The organism is Kitasatospora sp. NPDC015121, assembly GCF_055562955.1.
In genome coordinates this window covers 220409-237970 of the sequence record NZ_JBVHEH010000001.1, presented here as the reverse complement: position 1 = coordinate 237970, position 17562 = coordinate 220409, and the positions used below count along the sequence as shown (strand labels likewise).

Here is a 17562-nt window from a genome sequence, read left to right as displayed (position 1 = left end):
GCCCGGTCGCGGTCGTGTCCCCCCCCCCCCCCGGGCGGGGGGGGGGTCCCGCGGGGGGGGGGCGGGGTCCGGGGTGCGGGGGGGGGGGGGGGGGGGGCGGCCCCCCCCCACCGGCCCCCGCCCCCCCCGCTCCGGTCAGTAGGAGCCGGGGATCCCGGCTTCCTTGCAGGCCTTGGCGAACTGCGGGGTGCAGATCTCCTCGGCTTTGTAGAGGCCGCCGGCGACGACCGTCTCGGCGACCTTGTCCTTGGTCACGACGACCGGGGTCAGCAGTCGGGACGGGATCTCCCGGCCGTCGGACTGGGTGACGGCGGACGCCACCGAGGTGATGTCGATGCCCTTCACCAGGTAGACCGCCATGTTGGCGGCCGCCTCGGTCTCCGGCTGGTACGGCTTGTAGATGGTGTACGCCTGCTCGCCGGTGATGATCCGGCGGATCGCGTCCAGCGAGGCGTCCTGCCCGCCGACCGGCACGTCGGTGCGGCCGGCCTTGTGCAGCGAGTCGATGATCGCGCCGGCCATGCCGTCGTTCGCCGAGTAGACGGCCTGGAAGCCGTTCTTGCCGAGCTTGGAGACGGCCTCGTCCATCTTGGCGCCGGCCACCTCGGGCTTCCACTCGCCGGACTGCTCGTACACGATCCGCTTGACCTTGCCGTCCAGCGCCCGGTGCGCGCCGGTCTTGAAGTCGGCGGCGTTCGGGTCGGTCTCCGCGCCGTTGATCATGACGATCTCGGCGTCGGTGGCCTTCTTGCCGTTCTTGGCCATCGCCTCCAGCAGAGCCTGGCCCTGGAGTTCGCCGGTGCGCTGGTTGTCGAAGGAGATGTAGGCGACCACGTCGCCGGCGGCCAGCCGGTCGTACGCGATGACCTTGGTGCCCTTCGCCTTCGCGGCCTCCACCCACGGCGCGGTGGCGGCGGCGTTCACCGGGTCGAGCAGGATCACCTTGACGCCGCGTGCCAGCAGGGCGTCGAACTGCTCCTTCTGCGTCTTCTCGTCGCCGTCGGCGTTCGCGTAGTCAACGGTGCACTTGGTGCACAGACCGTTGACGGACGCCTCGATCAGCGGCTTGTCGAAGGCCTCGTAGCGGGTGGAGGAGGAGCGTTCGGGCAACAGCAGTCCGATCGACTGGTTGCCCGAGGACGACGAGGGTTTGTCGTCCCCGCAGGCGGCGAGCGACATCGTCATCGACACGGCGGCCGTGCCGATGACGAGTCGACGCGTCATCGAGTTCATGGTGGGTGGAGCCTCCCTGACAGCGCCGCGTCCCTACGGCGGAGAAGGGGAGTCAAACCCACCCGTCCTTTGTCGTCAAGAAGTAAATCATTGGTCAGGGGGGATCGACCAAGTCGTTACCTTCTTGAATGCATTCCGATGGCTCCGACCACGGAGCGTTCACCGCTCGCTGCGCGCCACCAGGAACACGCCGCCGACCACCACCGCACCGCCGACCAAGATCGGCCAGGTCAGGGACTCGGAGAGGAACAGCCAGCCGAGGAAGACCGCCACCACCGGATTGACGTAGGCGTAGGTGGCCACCAGCGGTAGCGGCGCGCGCTGCAACAGCCAGGCGTAAGACGTGAACGCGACAATGGAACCGAACAGCACCAGGTACACCAGCCCCGCCCACGAACCGGCCGACACCGCCGCCGGGTCGAAAGCGCCCGGCTCGCCCCGGACGAACGACAGCGCCAGCGCGCCCAGCGCACCCGCCACCATCTCGTACACGCTCGCCACGAACGGGTCGGCCGGCATCGGCAACCGCCCCGCCAGCACCGAGCCGAGCGCCCACACCACCGCCGCGACCACCACCAGCAGCAGCCCCGCCAGCTCGACCTGACCGGTCAGCCCCGGCGCGGTCAGCACCACCAGCCCCGCCAGGCCCAGCAGCACGCCCGCCAGCGTGCGCCCGCCCGTCCGGATCCCGAACGCCCGGCGCTGCAGCACCACCCACAGCGGCATGCTCGCCACCATCAGCGCCGCCAGCCCCGACGGCACCGTCCGCTCGGCCAGCACCACCAGCCCGTTGCCGCCGACCAGCAGCAGCACGCCCACCAGGAACGCCGAACCGAACTGCGGCCACGTCACCCGCAGCGACCGCCACCCCCGGCGGGCCGCCAGCCCCGCCGCCAGCAGCAGCGCCGCCGCCCCGAACCGCAGCGCCCCCGACAGCAGCGGCGGCATCGTCTCCACCACCACCCGGATCGCCAGGTAGGTCGACCCCCACACCACGTACACGATGCCGAGCGCCGCCCACACCGCCACCCCGAGCCCGCCGACCGGCTTCGGGTCGGCCGGCTTCGGGTCGGTCGGCTTGGGGCCGACCGGCTTGGGGTCGACCGGCGCCGAGGTCGGGGAGGCGGTGGCCGGGGTGGCGGTGGCCGGGGTGGCGGTGGCCGGGTCGGGCGGACAGTCGGGGCCGGCGTCGGCGGAGGGTTGCGGAGAGGGCGCGGACATGGGCGTCTCCTTGTCTTGGTCCTGACAGGCGTTCGGCGGAATGACACCACACTCGGCCCGCCCCGGGCAGCGAGTTTCACCAGCCGGTACGGGGCGCGCGGGGCGAACCCCGCCCGGCCCGGCCCGCCCGGCTCGTTACCGCCGGACGCCGCCCACCGCACGCCGGGCAGGGCCGACCGGATGAACCGGCGCACCACCGCGACCCCAGCCGCCCCGTCCCGGCCGCGCCGGATGGTAGGCATGGGGGCGGCCGAGGGCAGCCGAACGGAGGACGGCCGCATGGCATGGTTCGCCGCACCCGAGTACCGGCTCGCCCGCGAGCTGTTCCTACGCCTGCTCGCCCTCGTCTACGGCTGCGGATTCCTCGCCGCCGCCCGGCAGTTCCGCGCCCTGCTCGGCAGCCGCGGCATGCTCCCGATCCCGCGCTTCCTGGCCCGCGTCCCGTTCCGCCGCGCCCCCAGCCTGTTCCACTGGCACTACGACGACCGCCTGTACGCCGCCCTCGCGTGGACCGGCGCCCTGCTCTCCGCCGCGCTGCTCGCCGGAGCGGCCGACCTGCTCCCGCTCGGCGCCGCGATGGCCGTCTGGGCGCTGCTCTGGGTGCTCTACCTGTCGATCGTCAACACCGGACAGACCTGGTACGCCTTCGGATGGGAGTCCCTGCTGCTGGAGGCCGGCGCCCTCGCCGTGTTCCTCGGCAACGACCGCACCGCCCCGCCGCTGCTCGGCATGTGGCTGCTGCGCTGGACGCTGTTCCGGGTCGAGTTCGGCGCCGGACTGATCAAGTGGCGCGGCGACGCCTGCTGGCGCCGGCTCACCTGCCTCTACCACCACCACGAGACCCAGCCCATGCCCGGACCGCTCAGCTGGTTCTTCCACCACCTGCCCCGCCCGCTCCACAGGGCCGAGGCCGCCGCCAACCACTTCGTCCAACTGGTGGTCCCCTTCGGCCTGTTCCTCCCGCAGCCGATCGCCTCCGACGCCGCCCTGCTGATGATCGCCACCCAGCTCTGGCTGATCGCCTCCGGAAACTTCGCCTGGCTGAACTGGCTCACCATCGCCCTCGCCCTCGGCGTCCTCGACACCGGCACGCTGCGCCGCGTCCTGCCGATCGGTCCCGACACCGCCGGGCCCGGCTCCCAACCCGCCTGGTACCAGGGCCTGGTGGCCGGGTACGCGCTGTTGGTGCTCGCCCTGTCCTGGCGGCCGCTGCGCAACCTGCTCTCCGCGCACCAGCAGATGAACCGCTCCTGGGACCGCCTCCACCTGGTCAACAGCTACGGCGCGTTCGGCACCGTCGGCCGGACCCGGTACGAGATCGTCCTCGAGGGCACCCGCGACGTCCACGGCCGGGACGGCTGGCAGGAGTACGAGTTCCCCGGCAAGCCCGGCCGGGTGCGGCGGCGGCCGCGGCAGTTCGCCCCCTACCACCTGCGCCTCGACTGGCTGATGTGGTTCGCCGCGATCTCCCCGGCCTACGCCCGCCCCTGGTTCCACCCGCTGCTCGCCCGGCTGCTCGTCAACGACCCCGACACCCTCCGCCTGCTCCACCACAACCCCTTCCCCGACGCCCCGCCCGCCCTCGTCCGCGCCCGCCTCTACCACTACCGCTTCACCGACGGCCCCGAGCTCCGCGACACCGGCGCCTGGTGGCACCGCCGCCACGTCCGCGACCGGCAGGCGCCGGTCGGCCTCGCCGAGCTGCGCCGGCACGCGCCCCCGGCCCCGGCGGCCCCGGCGGCCGGGACGGAGGGACGACGATGAACCCACCCAACTCCCGCCCCCCACCCCGGCGGGGCGTACTGTCGGTGCCGCTCCCTACCGTACGGACCGTGCGAACCGTGCGACCCGCACGGACGGGCCCCCGACCCGGGACGCGGCCCGCCGCGATACCACGGGGTCCGCTGCCGTGCACGGCTCGAACGCGCACCCGTATTCTGGCCTCCCGCGACGCCACCGCCGCCGCGCCCACCCCACCCGCCACGCCAGTCCCTCTGCCCGCCAAACGCCACGAACCGGACTTCACATGACAGTGCGCACCCTGAACGACGCCGACGACTCCGCGTCCGAGACCGCGACCGCGTCCGCGACGGACGGCGAGAACCGCCAGAGCACCCGTGAGGAACTCGGCCGCTTCGCCGAACAGGGCGGCTTCACCCTCACCGCCGACGCCAACCCCTGGCTGGAGGCCGCCGAGACCCTCGCCGGCCCCGAGGACGCCCGGGCCGCCTCCACCGTCCTCGCCGAACTCCGCAGCCGCGACACCCGCGCCGTCGGCCAGGCCGCCAACGCCATCGCCACCAAGGCCGGACTCAACATCCCCGACACCCTCGGCGGCCTCACCACCCTGCTCGACCTCCTGCAGCGCGTCCACGCCACCACCGCGACCCTGCGCACCGAGGTCTACCAGCAGAACCTCGCCGAACTCGCCGCCGCCACCGGCACCTCCGCCTACCGCAAGGAGAACGGCGCCAAGCTCGGCTGGAACCGCCGCCGCACCCTGCGCGGCCAGGCCCGCGCCCTCGCCGCCGCCGGCACCCGCCCCGGCCGCGCCGAACTGCACACCGCGCTCGTCGCCGCCGAGGCCGCCCACCGCGACTGGAGCGCCATCGCCGAAGCCTCCTCCCGGCCCGCCGTCCCCGTCGACGGCGCCCTCCTCACCGAGACCGCCAACGTCGTCGAATCCCTCGCCGACGCCGTCCGCACCCTCACCCGCCTCCTTCCCGAGCGCGCCCTCGACGCCCTCCCCCTCACCGAACTCGCCGACCTCGTCGACCGCCTCGCCGCCGACGAAGGCACCCTCTACCGGCTCTCCGCCCTCCGCCAGCTCCGCCTGGAACTCGCCGAGCAGGGGCTCACCGAGCTGCTCGCGGAGCTGAACGAGCGGCAGGCCGACAAGGACGCCGCGCTGGCCGCCTACGACCGGCACGTCGCCGCGAAGGCCGCGCTGGCGGCGGGACCGCGACAGGCTGCGGAAGCGGTCGAGCCGGAGGCTGTGGTCGAGGCTGTCGAGGTCGAGGTCGAGCCGGAGCCGCTGGTCGAGGCTGCCGAGGCCGAGGAGCCGGTGGTCGAGGTCGAGGCTGTCGAGCCGGCGGCTGAGGTTGTCGCTGAGCCGGTCGCTGAGCCTGAGCCGGTCGCGGAGCCCGAGGCTGCCATCGAGCCCGAGCCCGAGCCCGAGCCCGAGCCCGAGCCCGAGGTCGAGGTCGAGCCGGAGCCGGTGGCTGAGGTCGCCGAGGAGGCTGCCGAGCCGGTGGCCGTTGAGGAGCCGGTGGTCGAGGTCGAGGCTGTCGAGCCGGTGGCTGAGGTTGTCGCTGAGCCCGAGGTTGTCGTCGAGCCCGAGGTCGAGGTCGAGCCGGAGCCGGTGGCCGAGGCTGAGGTCGTCGAGCCGGTGGCTGAGGTCATCGCTGAGCCGGTCGCGGAGCCCGAGGCTGCCATCGAGCCCGAGCCCGAGCCCGAGCCCGAGGTCGAGGCTGAGCCGGAGCCGGTGGCTGAGGTCGCCGAGGAGGCTGCCGAGCCGGTGGCCGTTGAGGAGCCGGTGGTCGAGGTCGAGGCTGTCGAGCCGGTGGCTGAGGTTGTCGCGGAGCCGGTCGCGGAGCCCGAGGCCGTCGTCGAGGTCGAGCCCGTTGTCGTCGAGATCGAGCCCGTCGTCGTGGAGCCCGTTGCCGTCGTGGCGGAGCCGGAGGTGGTGGCTGTCGTCGCCGGGGGTGGGCCGGTGAAGCCGGAGTTGGTGCCGGGGAAGCCGATCGCCGGGTACTCGGCGGCGGAGCTGGTCGCGCTGGTGGCGTGGTTGGACGCGGACGGGGAGAAGCGCAGCGATGACGAGCTGCTGCGGGCGGCGATGAAGGAGCTGGGCTTCGGTCGGCTCGGGCCGCGCATCAAGGAGGCGCTGGGCGCGGCGGTCGCCGCCGTCCGGGGCTGACGGTTCGTCAGTGGCCGGGTGTGCGCCCGCTGTCGCGCCTGGGGCGTGGCGGCGAGCGCACGCGTTCTCACTCGCCGATGTCCTCGTACCAGAGCTCGGGGCGGGTGGCGATGAAGTCGGTCATCAGGCGTACGCAGCGCGGGTCGTCGAGCAGGGTGATGCCGGTGCCGTGGGCGGCGAGCCAGTCGTGGCCGCCGGTGAAGGTGGTGGATTCGCCGATCACGACGTGTCCGATGCCGAACTGGCGGACCAGGCCGGAGCAGTACCAGCACGGTGAGAGGGTGGTGACCATCACCGTGTCGCGGTAGCCGCGCAGGCGGCCGGCGGCGCGGAAGGCCGAGGTCTCCGCGTGGGTGGACGGGTCGTCGTCCTGGACCCGCCGGTTGCGGCCGCGTCCGAGCAGTTCGCCGTCGAGCCGGAACAGCGCCGCCCCGATCGGGACGCCGCCTTCGGCGAGCCCGGCCTCCGCCTCCGCCACCGCGACGTCCAGCCATGCCCCGGCCCGTTCCGCCGTCACTCCCGTGCCCATGTGGCCACCTCCTGCGTCCACTCTCCCCGGCCGCCGGGCGGCCGGCGCCGGGGGCGGACCGGTGTCCGACGGATTTGACGTTTCCTTTAAGGTGCGGGCATGCGAGATTTCGGGGCGGGACTGCGGTTCCTGTTCAACGGGCAGCGGTGGGTGGCGCGGCACGGGCGGTGGTGGGGGTTCGGGATGATCCCGGCGCTGATCGCCCTGGTCGGGTACCTGGCCGCGTTGGCGGTGCTGATCGCGTACGCGGACGACCTGGCCGAGTGGGCGACGCCGTTCGCGGACGGGTGGAGCGAGCTGTGGCGGAACGTCGTGCGGGTGGGCGTCGCGGTGGTGGCGGTCGGCGCGGGCGGACTGCTGGCGATGCTGACGTTCACGGCGGCGACGCTGCTGATCGGTGAGCCGTTCTACGAGTCGCTGTCGGCCAAGGTGGAGGAGACCGAGGGCGGCGGGCCCCCGGAGTCGGACCTCCCGCTGTGGCGGGAGCTGTGGGTGGCGGCGCGGGACAGTCTCGCGGTGCTGCTGCGGGCGGCGGCGTTCGGGATCGCGCTGTTCCTGTGCGGCTTCATCCCGGTGGTGGGGCAGACGGTCGTCCCGGTGCTGGCGATCTGCGTGTCCGGGTTCTACCTGACCGTCGAACTGACCGGCACGCCGCTGCAGAAGCGCGGCCTGACCCAGAAGGAGCGGCTGCGGCTGCTGCGCTCCCGGCTGTCGATGGCGCTCGGGTTCGGCACGGGGCTGACGCTGCTGTTCCTGGTCCCGGTGGTGACGGTGCTGGCGATGCCCGGCGCGGTGGCCGGCGCGACGCTGCTGGCGCGGGAGATCTCCCCGTACGCGGTGGAGGGCGACGGGGAGGACGAGGAGGGCGACGGGGACGAGGAACCGTACCCGCAGCCGCACCAGGACCCGAACCCGTACCCGCAGAACCCCTACCAGCAGAACCCGTACCAGGGCCCGAACCCGTACGCCGATCCGCAGGTCGGATGATCGGATCCGTCGCCGACCGCGACCGCGTTGTGACGTAGCGACACGGGCTGCGGTGCCGGGGGCCGGAGGTGCACCTGTCGGGCCGGCCCGGGCCGGTGGGTGCGGGCGGTGCTCGGCGGCTCGACGGCGGGCTTGGACGGCCCCCGGTACGCCGACCTGCGCCGGGTGGTCGGGCGGGCGTTCACGCCCCGGCGCCCGTCTGGCGCGCCGGCCACCGCGTACGCTCACTGGGGTTCACGTTCTGACGGCGGCCCGGGGGAGCCATGGACAACCACAACGAGATCACCGGCGGGGCGTTCTTCGGAACGGTGATCCAGGGCGCGAACGTCTCGGTGACACCGCCCGCGCCCGCGCGGCGGGCCCTCGACGGGCTGCCCGCCCCGTCCTCGGCGCTCGTCGGGCGGGAAACCGAACTCGCCGATCTGGCACGGGGGCTGGAGGCGGACGAACCGGTCGGACGGCTGATCACCGGCCTGCCGGGGGCGGGCAAGACCGAACTCGCCGTGCACGCCGCACGCCGCGCCCTGGCCACCGGCCGCTACCCGGGCGGAGTGCTGTTCCTCGACCTGTTCGGTGACGACGAGGAACGCCGCGTCGATCCGCACCGCGCCCTCGGCTCGCTGCTGCGCGCCCTCGGCGTCCCGGACGAGCAGGTGCCCGCCGGGACGGCGGAGCGCGCCGGGCTCTACCGCAGCGTGCTCGCCGAACACGCCGACGGCAAACCGCCGTTGGTACTGCTCGACAATGCGGGCAGCAGCGCCCAGGTCCGCGACCTGCGACCCGGCGACCCCCGGATCCCGCTGCTGGTCACCTCCCGGCACACCCTCAGCGACCTGAAGCTGCCCCTCCTCGACCTGCCGGTGCTGGACGCCGCCACCGGCGTCGACCTGCTCGCCCGCGGCCTGCGGGCCCTCGACCCCGGCGACCGCCGCGTCGCCGAACAGCCGGACGCCGCACGGGAGGTGGCCGAACTCTGCGGCGGCCTCCCGCTCGCCCTCACCGTGGTCACCGCCCTGCTCGGCGACCTCCCCGCCCGCCCGCTGACCTCGATGGCGCAGGCCCTGCGCGACACCCGCGGCCGCCTCGCCCGCCTCACCCGCGAGGACCTCGCCGTCCGCGCGGCCTTCCGACTCTCCTACCGCGCCCTCCGGTCCGATCAGGCCCGGCTGTTCCGCCTGCTCTCCCTCAACCCCGGCCCCGACGTCTCCACCGAGACCGCCGCCCGCCTCGTCGACCTGCCGGTCGAGGACGCCGAGCCCCTCGTCCACGCCCTGGCCCGCGCCCACCTGGCTCAGCCGGGCAGCGCGTACGGCCGCTGGCGGATGCACGACCTGATGCGGCTGTACGCGGAGGAGCTGTGCCGGGAGAAGGAGACGCCCGCGGCCCGTGCGGGTGCCGTCGACCGGATGCTGGAGCACTACGCGGACTTCGCGGCCGAGGCCGACCTGGGGATTCGGCCCGGTGCCGCTCCGGCGGCCAGGAGAGCGGCGCTGGCCCGGCTCGACGCCGAGTACCCGAACCTCCGCGCCGCCGCGCTGGCCGCCGCCGACCTGGGACACCCCACGGCCTTGCTGCGGCTGTGCGACGGGTTGGGCGAGTACCAGAACCTGCGGCGCCACCTGGAGGACTTCGAGGACATCGTCCGCCGAGCGCTGCGGTTGGTGCGCGGCACGCGCGACCCGCGGCTTCGGGCCGCCGAGTTCGAACTGCTCAACTCCCTCGGCACGGTCCAGCGCCAGCTGCGCCGCTTCGAGGAGGCGGTGGCCTCCTACCAGCAGGCCCGGGGCCTGCTGCCGACCCGGCCGAACCCCGAGTACGAGATGGGCGTGCTGACCAATCTGGGCCTGACGTACCAGGAGATGGGCCGGACGGTCGAGGCGGTGGAGGTGCTGCAGCGAGCGCTCGCGGTCGACCCGGCGGGGGTGCGGCCGAGGTCGCGCGGCATGGCGTACAACAACCTCGGCCGGGCGCTGCACAACCTGCGGAGGCTTTCCGAAGCCGTCGCGGCCTTCGAGGAGGACCTCGCGATCTGCCGGGCGACCGGCGACCGGCGGGGCGAGGCGGTGACCCTGCACAACCTCGGCCTGGTGCTGCGCGACCAGAAGCGGCACGAGGAGGCGTCGGCCGTGCTGGAAGCCGCGCTGGAGGCCGCCCGCGAATCCCAGGACCACCACACGCGCGTGCGGGTGGAGGCGGACCTGGCGCTGCTCCGTGTCCTGGCCGGAGGACGGGACAGCGGCACGACGATCACCGAGCTCACCCGGGCCGTCGCGGAGATGGACGCGATGGGCGACGCCTACATGGCGGCGCAGGTGCGGGACCACCTGGCCACGGTCCTGCTCGCCGACGGCCGACCGGAGGAGGCCCTGGAGGAACTGTGCGCGGTGCTGGCGGACAGTCGCGAACGGGGCGACCTCCGGAGCCAGGCCCAGGTCCTCGAACGGATCGGCTTCGTGCACGCGGACGCCCGGCGGCACGCGGACGCGGTCCGCTGCTGGACCGAGGCGGCCGACCTCGCCGCCCGCGTCGGTGACCTGGAGAGGCAGGGCAGGTGCCTGGCCGACCGGGCCGGGGCGCGGTGGGCGCAGGGCGCGTTCGAGGCGGCGGACCAGGACTACCGGGCCGCCGTCGAGGTGCTCGGGCGGGCGGGAGACCCGGCAGCGGTCGCCCAGGTCCGGGACGTGTGGACGGAACTCCGGGCCGGAACGCGGGACGGTCACCGCTCCGCGCGGTGACCGCCCCGCTCGTGTCCGGGTCAGGACGGGTGGCTGCCCACCGCGTCGCGGATCTCGGCGCCCATGACGCTGTTGGCGCGGGCGCAGTGGGCGCCGCAGAAGAAGCGGCCGGCCACTTCGACGCCGTGGCCGACGATGCGGACGGTGCACTGCTCGCAGCGCGGGGCGAGCTTCTCCATCGCGCACTCGAAGCTGTCGAAGACGTACGTGTCACCGGTGATCGTCTTGATCTCGAAGGACAGCCAGTAGTCGTTCTGGCACACCACGCAGATCGCCATCTCGGGGCTCCTCTCGCCGTACGGGTCCACCGCCGAGTCTCGGACCGGGACGGGCGGGCGGCAATCGGCGGCGGTCCGAACGGAGGGGACGGGGCGGAGCGGGTGGATTCCCGGCGGTCGGCCGATAATGGTCAGCGGGGTTCGGGGTGACAGCCGAGGAGGCCGAGATGATCATCCGAATCTGGGAGGCGCAGGTCGCTCCGGACCGGGCCGAGGCCTTCTGCGCCAGGCTCGCCGACACCGTGCTGCCCGGCCTCGACCGGTGGGACGGGTTCCTCGGCGGCGAACTGCTCCGGGCCTGCGCCGACGGCGACCACCGGGTGCAGATGATCACCCGCTGGCGGGACGAGGCGGCGCTGCGGGCGTACGCGGGGCCGATGTGGCGGATCCGGCCGGTCTGGTCGGAGGGCGAACTGCGCGAGCTGGAGCACCCGCCGACGGTGGCGCACTTCCACCTGCTGAGCCGGCGGGACCGGGAGCACGAGGCCGAGCTGCCCGTCGCCGACCGGCCCGTCGCCGAGCGGCCCGTCACGGACGTGTTCTCGGGCTGATCCGGGGTCAGGGGCGGGCCGGGGGCTCCACCGGGATGCCCGCGTCGGCCTTCACCTGCTTCATCGTCAGGTGCGAGTGCACCTGCGCGATGCCCGGCAGCCCCGAGAGCACGTCCGTGACGAACCGCTCGTACGCGGCCAGGTCGGCCACCGCAATCCGCAGCAGGTAGTCCGGGTCGCCGAACAGGCGGTGCGCCTCGACCACCTCCGGCAGCTCGGCCACCCGGCGCTCGAACTCGCTCACCGTGGCCCGGTCCTCGTGCCGCATCACCACCGTCACGAACGGCTGGAACCCCCGGCCCACCGCCGCCGGGTCCAGCCGGGCGCGGTAGCCGCGGATCACGCCCTGCTGCTCCAGGTGCCGCACCCGGCGCAGGCACGGCGACGGCGTCAGGCCGACCCGGTCGGCGAGGTCGGCGTTGCTGATCCGGCCGTCCTGCTGGAGCTCGTGGAGGATTCTGCGGTCGAGGCGGTCCATGGCGCAACATTCTGCCAGAGCACCGCCCTGACCAGCGAAAACCGGACATCGGCTGCCAACGGTGGACCGCTAGCGTCCAGCTGTCGGGATTTTCCGCCGTTCCGCCCGAACCGTCCCCCGAAGGTGTCATGGACCCGCACGCCCTGCTGCTCTTCCTCGGCGTCGACGTGCTGCTGGTCTGCACGCCCGGCCCCGACTGGCTGTACATCGTCGCCCGCGGCCTCGGCCAGGGCCGCCGCACCGCGCTCACCGCCGTCGCCGGCGTCTGCGCGGGCTACGCCGTGCACACCCTGCTCTCCGCCGCCGGCCTGGCCGCCGCGCTGCGCGCCGTCCCCGCCCTGCTGCCCGCGCTGCGCCTGGCCGGCGCCGGCTACCTGGCCCTCCTCGCCGCCGGCATGCTCCTCGCGCTCCGCCGCGGCGCCCCCGCCGACCCGGTCGCCGCCGCCGGTCCGCAGCCCGCCCGGACGGTCCTGCGGCAGTCCCTGCTCACCGCCCTGCTCAACCCGAAGGGCCTGCTGCTCTACCTCTCGCTCGTCCCGCAGTTCGTCACCCCGGACGGCACCCTCCCGGTCGGCGGCCAGGTCGCCGCCCTCGGTGCCGTCAACGTCCTGTGCTGCGCCGCCGTCTACTCGGCGGTCGCCCTCGGCGCGGCCCGCCTCGGCACCCGCCTCGGCGCCACCCCCACCGCGTCCCGCCGCCTCTCCGCCGTCTCGGCGGTCCTGCTGCTCGCGGTCGCGGGCGTCACCGCGGCGGCCTGAGCGTCCCGGGCCGGGGCCTGGGCCCGGGCTCCTGGCCGTTCAGTGCGGCGTGGCCGTGTCGCGGGCGGCCAGCGCGGCGCGCAGGGTGAGCAGGTCGGGGCCGCGGACGGCGTCGAGTCCGGTGAGGGCGGCGGTGCGCCGGAGGCGGTAGTCGACGGTGTTGGGGTGGACCTGGAGGTGCGCGGCGGTCCGGCGGCGGTCGAGGTCGTGGGCGAGGAACGACCGCAGGGTGGCCAGGAGTTCGGGGCGCGGGGCGAGCGGGGCGAGCAGCGCGGCGAGCGCGTCGCGGGCCGGGCCGGGGCGGCTGAGCTGGTACTCGACCAGGACGTCGGCGAGCAGGTGCGGGCCGGGACCGCGGCCGGTGGCCTCGGCGACCCGGCGCACGTCGGCGGCCAGCCGCGCGGCGTCGGCGACCTCCGCCGGGGCGGCCGTCGCGGCACCGGCGGTCAGTTCGGCGCCGCAGGCGCGGGCGAGGCGCTCCAGCAGGGCGGCCAGCGCGGCGCGGTCCGGGGCCGGGGAGGGGGCGGGGGAGTCGTCGGGGAGCAGCACCGGCCCGCCGTCGGCGGTCAGCGCGGCCAGCGGGACGCCGTCCGTGCGACGCTCCAACTCGGTGCGCAGGCGCCGGAGTTTGCGGCGGGCGACGACCGACCGGTTGACGCCGGGGCGGGCCTCGTCCGGGTGCGGGCCGATCGCCAGGGAGAGCACCAGGTAGCGGGCGGGCAGCCGGATGCCGGCCCGGTCGGCGGCGGCGCGCGGGTCGCCGCCCTCCAGCAGCCGGGAGAGCAGGGCCTGGCGGGAGACCTGCTCGTCGCCGAGCGCGGCCTGCCGCTCCTGCACGTACCCGGCGGCGACCGCGCAGCTGACCACCCGCAGGTAGCCGAGCAGCCGGTCCTGCGCGGTGGCGACGTCGGGCAGGTCGGCGGGGGCGGCCTCGGCCAGCACCCGGGCCGCGCACAGCTGGGCGCCCAGGTGGTACGCGCCGACCACCGACTCCAGCGGCACGCCCTCGTCGGCGCGGCGGGCCGAGGACTCGCGGATCCGGGCCAGTTCGGCCTCGCCCGGCAGCTCGCCGGTGCGCATCACCTCGACGAACGCCCGGATGCCGCGCTCGACCTGGCGGGTGATCTCGCCGCGCAACTGCTCGGGCGGCAGCGCGTGGTAGGCCGGGAGCCGGTCCAGCAGCCGGAGCATGACCTCGCCGGCGAGCGCGGGGGCCAGCGCGAGCAGCCGAAGGTGGACCGGGCGGCCGCCGAACCGGGGCCCGTCGGAGGGGAGTTCCGCAAGGGGCTCGGGGGGCCCGGCGTTGGGTGCGGTCACAAGTCACCTCGCGAATCTCTGGGCGGCGGCCCGGCGACGGGGCCGGGCGACGCGTTCATGATGGTTCCCCGGAGGTTACCTACCCGTAGGTAACTCCTGCGATCCCCCACCGTTGTTCAGGTCGCGCACCCCACCCCCACCCAGAGACGGGACCCGCCATGAACCGAGCCGCCCGGCTGATCGCCACCGCCCTCGCCGCCGCGGCGGTCGCCACCGCCGCCCCCGCGGTCACCGCCGGCACCGCCACCGCGGCGACCACCGCCACCGACCCGTTCTACGCGTACGACGGCGCCGCCCCGCTGTCCTCGTACGCGCCCGGCACCGTCCTGAAGACCCGCACCCTCTCGTACCACCTGCTCGGCCTGCCGACCCCCGTGCGCGCCGTCCAGCTGCTCTTCCGCACCACCGACGCGCAGGGGCGGCCCAGCGCGGGCGTCACCACGGTGGTGCGCGGGCTGGGCAGCGACGGCAGCCGGGCCGTCTCGTACCAGTCGTTCTACGACTCGCTGAACCCGGCCGACGGGCCGTCCCGGGCGGTCGCCGGGGACGTCAGCCTGGGCGGGGCGATCGCCAACGCGGAGTCGCTGTTCGTCGTCCCGTTCGTGCTGCAGGGCTACGACGTGGTGATCCCCGACACCGAGGGGCAGAGTGCCGACTTCGCCGCCGGGCCCGAGTACGGCACCACCACGCTCGACTCGATCCGGGCCGCCTCCGCCTCGCCCGCGACCGGGATGGGCGCGGGCACCCGGTTCGGCATGATCGGCTACTCCGGCGGCGCGATCGCCACCAACTGGGCCGCCGCGCTCGCCCCCTCCTACGCCCCCGACGTCAACCGGCGGCTGGTCGGCTTCGCCGAGGGCGGCCTGCTGGTCGCCCCCGCGCACAACCTCAAGTACGTGGCCGGGGGCGTGGTGTGGCCCGGCGTCATCCCGATGGCGATCACCGGCGTGGCCCGCGCCTACGGCTTCGACCTGGAGCCGTACCTGAGCGACTACGGCAAGCAGGTGTTCGCCAAGACCAAGGACGCCTCGATCGTCAACGCGCTCGGCCAGTACCCCGGCCTGACCTGGCAGAAGCTCGCCAAGCCCGCCTACGCCGACCCGAACTCGATCCCCGAGTACCTGGCCGCCGTCAACAAGGTCAACCTCGGCTCGGCCCCCACCCCCACCGTCCCCGGCTACATCGCGCAGGGCGACGGCGGGGTCCTGGAGGGCACGTTCAGCAACGTCCCCGGCATCGGCACCGGCGACGGCGTCATGGTCGCCGGGGACGTCCGCGCGCTGGCCCGGCAGTACTGCGCCACCGGCAACGGCAGCGTCAAGTACCAGCAGTACGACCTGCTCAGCCACCTCGGCGCGGCCGTCCCGTGGGCGCCCACCGCCGTGCTCTACCTGAACGACCGCTTCGCCGGGAAGGCCGCCCCGTCCGACTGCGGCCGGATCCCGGCCGGCAACTCGCTCGCCCCCGAGCGGCCCGCCCCGCTCGCCGGGTGAGCCGCCCGGACGTGACGGCCCGCCCGCCGGGCCGTCACGTCCAGGCGACGGCGACGACCACCTCGGCCGCCGTCAGCGAGGCCACCGCGAAGAACGGCCAGGCCTTCCGGTTGCGCACGCCGACCAGGGCCACCGCCGCCACCAGGACGTCCAGGGCCAGCTTCACGCCCATCTTCGGGTCCGACACCGGCAGGTCCAGGGCGTGCCGGACCGCGATCAGCCCGGCGCCGGTGACCAGCTGCACGACCGCGCTGGTCACCACGTAGCCGCCGGTCACCGGGTCCTTCCCGCGCAGCTGGTAGAAGATCCCGCCCAGGATCGCGGCGAAGCCGAACAGGTGGAAGACGAGGAGGACGTACCGCAGGATCTCCATGCCAGTGATCTCTCTCCAGAACAGGGGGACACGTGTCGGGGACAAGAGCGGACGGGGACCGGAATCCGTGACACGGGAGGCCCGCCCGGCGGGGAGACGTGCGTCACACCGGACGGTGTCACAGGCCCGGGGGCTGTCTCGTCCTGAGGGGTGGAGGCAGCGACCGAGCACGGAGGAACACACCATGGACGCGCGACTGAACTACCTCGCCGACCCGGCCGCGGGCAGGGTCCTCAAGCACGTCATGGCGGCGGGCCGCGAACTGAAGGCCCTGCCGCTGCCCGCGGCCACCCGGGAACTGGTCGCCCTGCGGGTCAGCCAGATCAACGGCTGCGCGGCCTGCATCGACATGCACACCAAGGACGCCGCCGCGGCCGGCGAGAGCCAGGTCCGGCTGCACCTGGTCGCCGCCTGGCGCGAGGCCACCGTCTTCACCGAGGCCGAACGCGCCGCGCTCGAACTCGCCGAGCACGGCACCCGGATCGCGGACGGCGCCACCGGCGTCGACGACCGGGTGTGGGAGGCCGCCGCCCGGCACCACGACCGGGAGCAGCTCGCCGCCCTCGTCATGCTCGTCTCGTTCATGAACCTGGCGAACCGGCTGAACGCCATCGCCCGGCAGCCCGCCGGCGACCACGTGGCGGGCGCGTTCCACTGAACGCCGGGACGGGGAGGGGAGCGGACGCCGTGGACGTGCGCCGGGCCGAGGAGTTCGAGGAGCTGCGACCGCTGCTGTTCTCGATCGCCTACCGCATCCTGGGCAGCGTGACCGAGGCCGAGGACGCGGTGCAGGAGAGCTGGCTGCGCTACGCCGCCTCGCCCGTCCGGCCGGACTCGGCCAGGGCCTACCTGTCGACCACCGTCACCCGGATCGCCATCGACGTGCTGCGCTCCGCCCGGGTCCGGCGCGAGGCCTACGTCGGGCCCTGGCTGCCTGAGCCGCTGCTCGACGACCCGTACCAGGACCCGGCCCGCGCCGCCGAGCTCGCCGACTCGGTGTCGACGGCGGCGCTGCTGCTGCTGGAGCGGCTCAGCCCGCTGGAGCGGTCGGTGTTCGTGCTGCGGGAGGTCTTCGCGTTCGGCTTCGACGAGGTCGCCGCCGCCGTCGGGCGCTCGGAGGCCGCCTGCCGGCAACTGCTCGTCCGGGCCCGCCGCCACATGGACGCGGGCCGCCCCCGGTACGAGGCCGACCGCCGGGAGCGCCGGGAACTCGCCGAACGCTTCTTCGCGGCGCTCACCCGGGGCGACGTCGACGGGCTGCGCGGCCTGCTCGCCGCCGACGTCCAGCTGGTCGGGGACGGCGGCGGCAGGACCCCGCAGCTGGCCCGGGCCGTCGCCGGGGCCGAGAACGTGGCCCGGCTGCTCGCCGCCGTCCTCCCGCTGATGCTCCGCACCGGCGTCAGCTGCGAACCCCGGCAGGTCAACGGGCAGCCCGGCGCGCTGTTCCGCGACCGCGACGGCCGGGTCCTGCACACCCTCGCCCTGGACGTGCTCGACGGGCGGATCCAGACCGTCCGCTCGGTCCTCAACCCCGACAAGCTCCGCCACCTCGGCCCGGTCGCCGACGCCTGGGCCGTCGACCGGGAGGTGCGGGAGGCCCGGCGGCGGGAGCGCGCCCGGTAGCCGCACGCGCGGAGGGGCCCGTCCGACGGCCGGACGGGCCCCTCCGGTCCCCCGGGAGCCGGGGACG

The 17562-nt window shown here is 74.6% G+C and carries 16 protein-coding genes; 9 read left to right on the top strand and 7 right to left on the bottom strand.

Annotated elements, in window-relative coordinates; genetic code table 11:
• Window positions 1-135: 135 nt before the first annotated feature.
• Together ACZ3J7_RS01040 and ACZ3J7_RS01035 are read right to left on the bottom strand one after the other, a co-directional pair.
• The gene (locus tag ACZ3J7_RS01040) at window positions 136-1233 is read right to left on the bottom strand and encodes a sugar ABC transporter substrate-binding protein (RefSeq protein WP_465615485.1); all 1098 of its coding nucleotides are present in this window, start codon (window positions 1231-1233) and stop codon (window positions 136-138) included.
• A gap of 159 nt (window positions 1234-1392) precedes the next feature.
• The gene (locus tag ACZ3J7_RS01035) at window positions 1393-2454 is read right to left on the bottom strand and encodes an EamA family transporter (protein WP_465615483.1); all 1062 of its coding nucleotides are present in this window, start codon (window positions 2452-2454) and stop codon (window positions 1393-1395) included.
• Between the two features lie 279 nt (window positions 2455-2733).
• On the opposite strand from ACZ3J7_RS01035, the gene ACZ3J7_RS01030 reads away from it, so the two are divergent.
• The gene (locus ACZ3J7_RS01030) at window positions 2734-4218 is read left to right on the top strand and encodes a lipase maturation factor family protein (RefSeq protein ID WP_465615481.1); all 1485 of its coding nucleotides are present in this window, start codon (window positions 2734-2736) and stop codon (window positions 4216-4218) included.
• Window positions 4219-4480: 262 nt separating this feature from the next.
• A complete protein-coding gene (locus ACZ3J7_RS01025; RefSeq protein WP_465615479.1) occupies window positions 4481-6373 on the top strand; it encodes a hypothetical protein in 1893 nt (630 codons plus the stop codon).
• A gap of 67 nt (window positions 6374-6440) precedes the next feature.
• Here ACZ3J7_RS01025 and ACZ3J7_RS01020 read toward each other — a convergent pair whose 3' ends face one another.
• On the bottom strand, window positions 6441-6902 hold the full coding sequence (locus ACZ3J7_RS01020; protein WP_465615477.1) for a nucleoside deaminase: 462 nt from the start codon (window positions 6900-6902) through the stop codon (window positions 6441-6443).
• Window positions 6903-7001: 99 nt separating this feature from the next.
• On the opposite strand from ACZ3J7_RS01020, the gene ACZ3J7_RS01015 reads away from it, so the two are divergent.
• Both ACZ3J7_RS01015 and ACZ3J7_RS01010 read left to right on the top strand, forming a co-directional pair.
• The gene (locus tag ACZ3J7_RS01015) at window positions 7002-7889 is read left to right on the top strand and encodes an EI24 domain-containing protein (protein ID WP_465615476.1); all 888 of its coding nucleotides are present in this window, start codon (window positions 7002-7004) and stop codon (window positions 7887-7889) included.
• Window positions 7890-8152: 263 nt separating this feature from the next.
• Complete coding sequence (locus ACZ3J7_RS01010; RefSeq protein ID WP_465615474.1) at window positions 8153-10624, top strand: ATP-binding protein; 2472 nt, start codon at window positions 8153-8155, stop codon at window positions 10622-10624.
• Window positions 10625-10644: 20 nt separating this feature from the next.
• Here the strand turns inward: ACZ3J7_RS01010 and ACZ3J7_RS01005 are convergent, their stop codons facing one another.
• Complete coding sequence (locus tag ACZ3J7_RS01005) at window positions 10645-10902, bottom strand: Prokaryotic metallothionein (RefSeq protein ID WP_465615472.1); 258 nt, start codon at window positions 10900-10902, stop codon at window positions 10645-10647.
• Between the two features lie 167 nt (window positions 10903-11069).
• Here ACZ3J7_RS01005 and ACZ3J7_RS01000 point away from each other — a divergent pair, with 167 nt between their 5' ends.
• Window positions 11070-11453: an antibiotic biosynthesis monooxygenase family protein gene (locus ACZ3J7_RS01000; RefSeq protein ID WP_465615470.1), complete on the top strand. Its 384-nt coding sequence runs from the start codon at window positions 11070-11072 to the stop codon at window positions 11451-11453.
• 7 nt (window positions 11454-11460) lie between these two features.
• On the opposite strand, the gene ACZ3J7_RS00995 is transcribed toward ACZ3J7_RS01000, so the two are convergent.
• Window positions 11461-11931 (bottom strand): Lrp/AsnC family transcriptional regulator, encoded by a 471-nt coding sequence (locus ACZ3J7_RS00995; protein WP_465615468.1) that lies wholly within the window; start codon window positions 11929-11931, stop codon window positions 11461-11463.
• Between the two features lie 128 nt (window positions 11932-12059).
• On the opposite strand from ACZ3J7_RS00995, the gene ACZ3J7_RS00990 reads away from it, so the two are divergent.
• Window positions 12060-12689 carry a LysE family translocator gene (locus ACZ3J7_RS00990; protein WP_465615466.1) on the top strand — a complete coding sequence of 210 codons (630 nt, stop codon included), beginning with the start codon at window positions 12060-12062 and terminating at the stop codon, window positions 12687-12689.
• A 39-nt stretch (window positions 12690-12728) separates the two neighbouring features.
• Here the strand turns inward: ACZ3J7_RS00990 and ACZ3J7_RS00985 are convergent, their stop codons facing one another.
• The gene (locus tag ACZ3J7_RS00985; protein ID WP_465615465.1) at window positions 12729-14006 is read right to left on the bottom strand and encodes an RsbRD N-terminal domain-containing protein; all 1278 of its coding nucleotides are present in this window, start codon (window positions 14004-14006) and stop codon (window positions 12729-12731) included.
• A gap of 158 nt (window positions 14007-14164) precedes the next feature.
• Between ACZ3J7_RS00985 and ACZ3J7_RS00980 the strand changes: the two genes are divergently transcribed.
• Window positions 14165-15499 carry a lipase family protein gene (locus ACZ3J7_RS00980; protein ID WP_465615463.1) on the top strand — a complete coding sequence of 445 codons (1335 nt, stop codon included), beginning with the start codon at window positions 14165-14167 and terminating at the stop codon, window positions 15497-15499.
• 34 nt (window positions 15500-15533) lie between these two features.
• Here ACZ3J7_RS00980 and ACZ3J7_RS00975 read toward each other — a convergent pair whose 3' ends face one another.
• Window positions 15534-15872, bottom strand: coding sequence for a hypothetical protein (locus ACZ3J7_RS00975; protein ID WP_465615461.1), 339 nt, complete (start codon window positions 15870-15872; stop codon window positions 15534-15536).
• Window positions 15873-16056: 184 nt separating this feature from the next.
• Between ACZ3J7_RS00975 and ACZ3J7_RS00970 the strand changes: the two genes are divergently transcribed.
• Both ACZ3J7_RS00970 and ACZ3J7_RS00965 read left to right on the top strand, forming a co-directional pair.
• A complete protein-coding gene (locus tag ACZ3J7_RS00970; RefSeq protein ID WP_465615460.1) occupies window positions 16057-16530 on the top strand; it encodes a carboxymuconolactone decarboxylase family protein in 474 nt (157 codons plus the stop codon).
• 35 nt (window positions 16531-16565) lie between these two features.
• Entirely contained in the window at window positions 16566-17495 is a 930-nt protein-coding gene (locus tag ACZ3J7_RS00965) for an RNA polymerase sigma-70 factor (RefSeq protein ID WP_465615828.1), read from the top strand.
• Window positions 17496-17562: the final 67 nt, after the last annotated feature.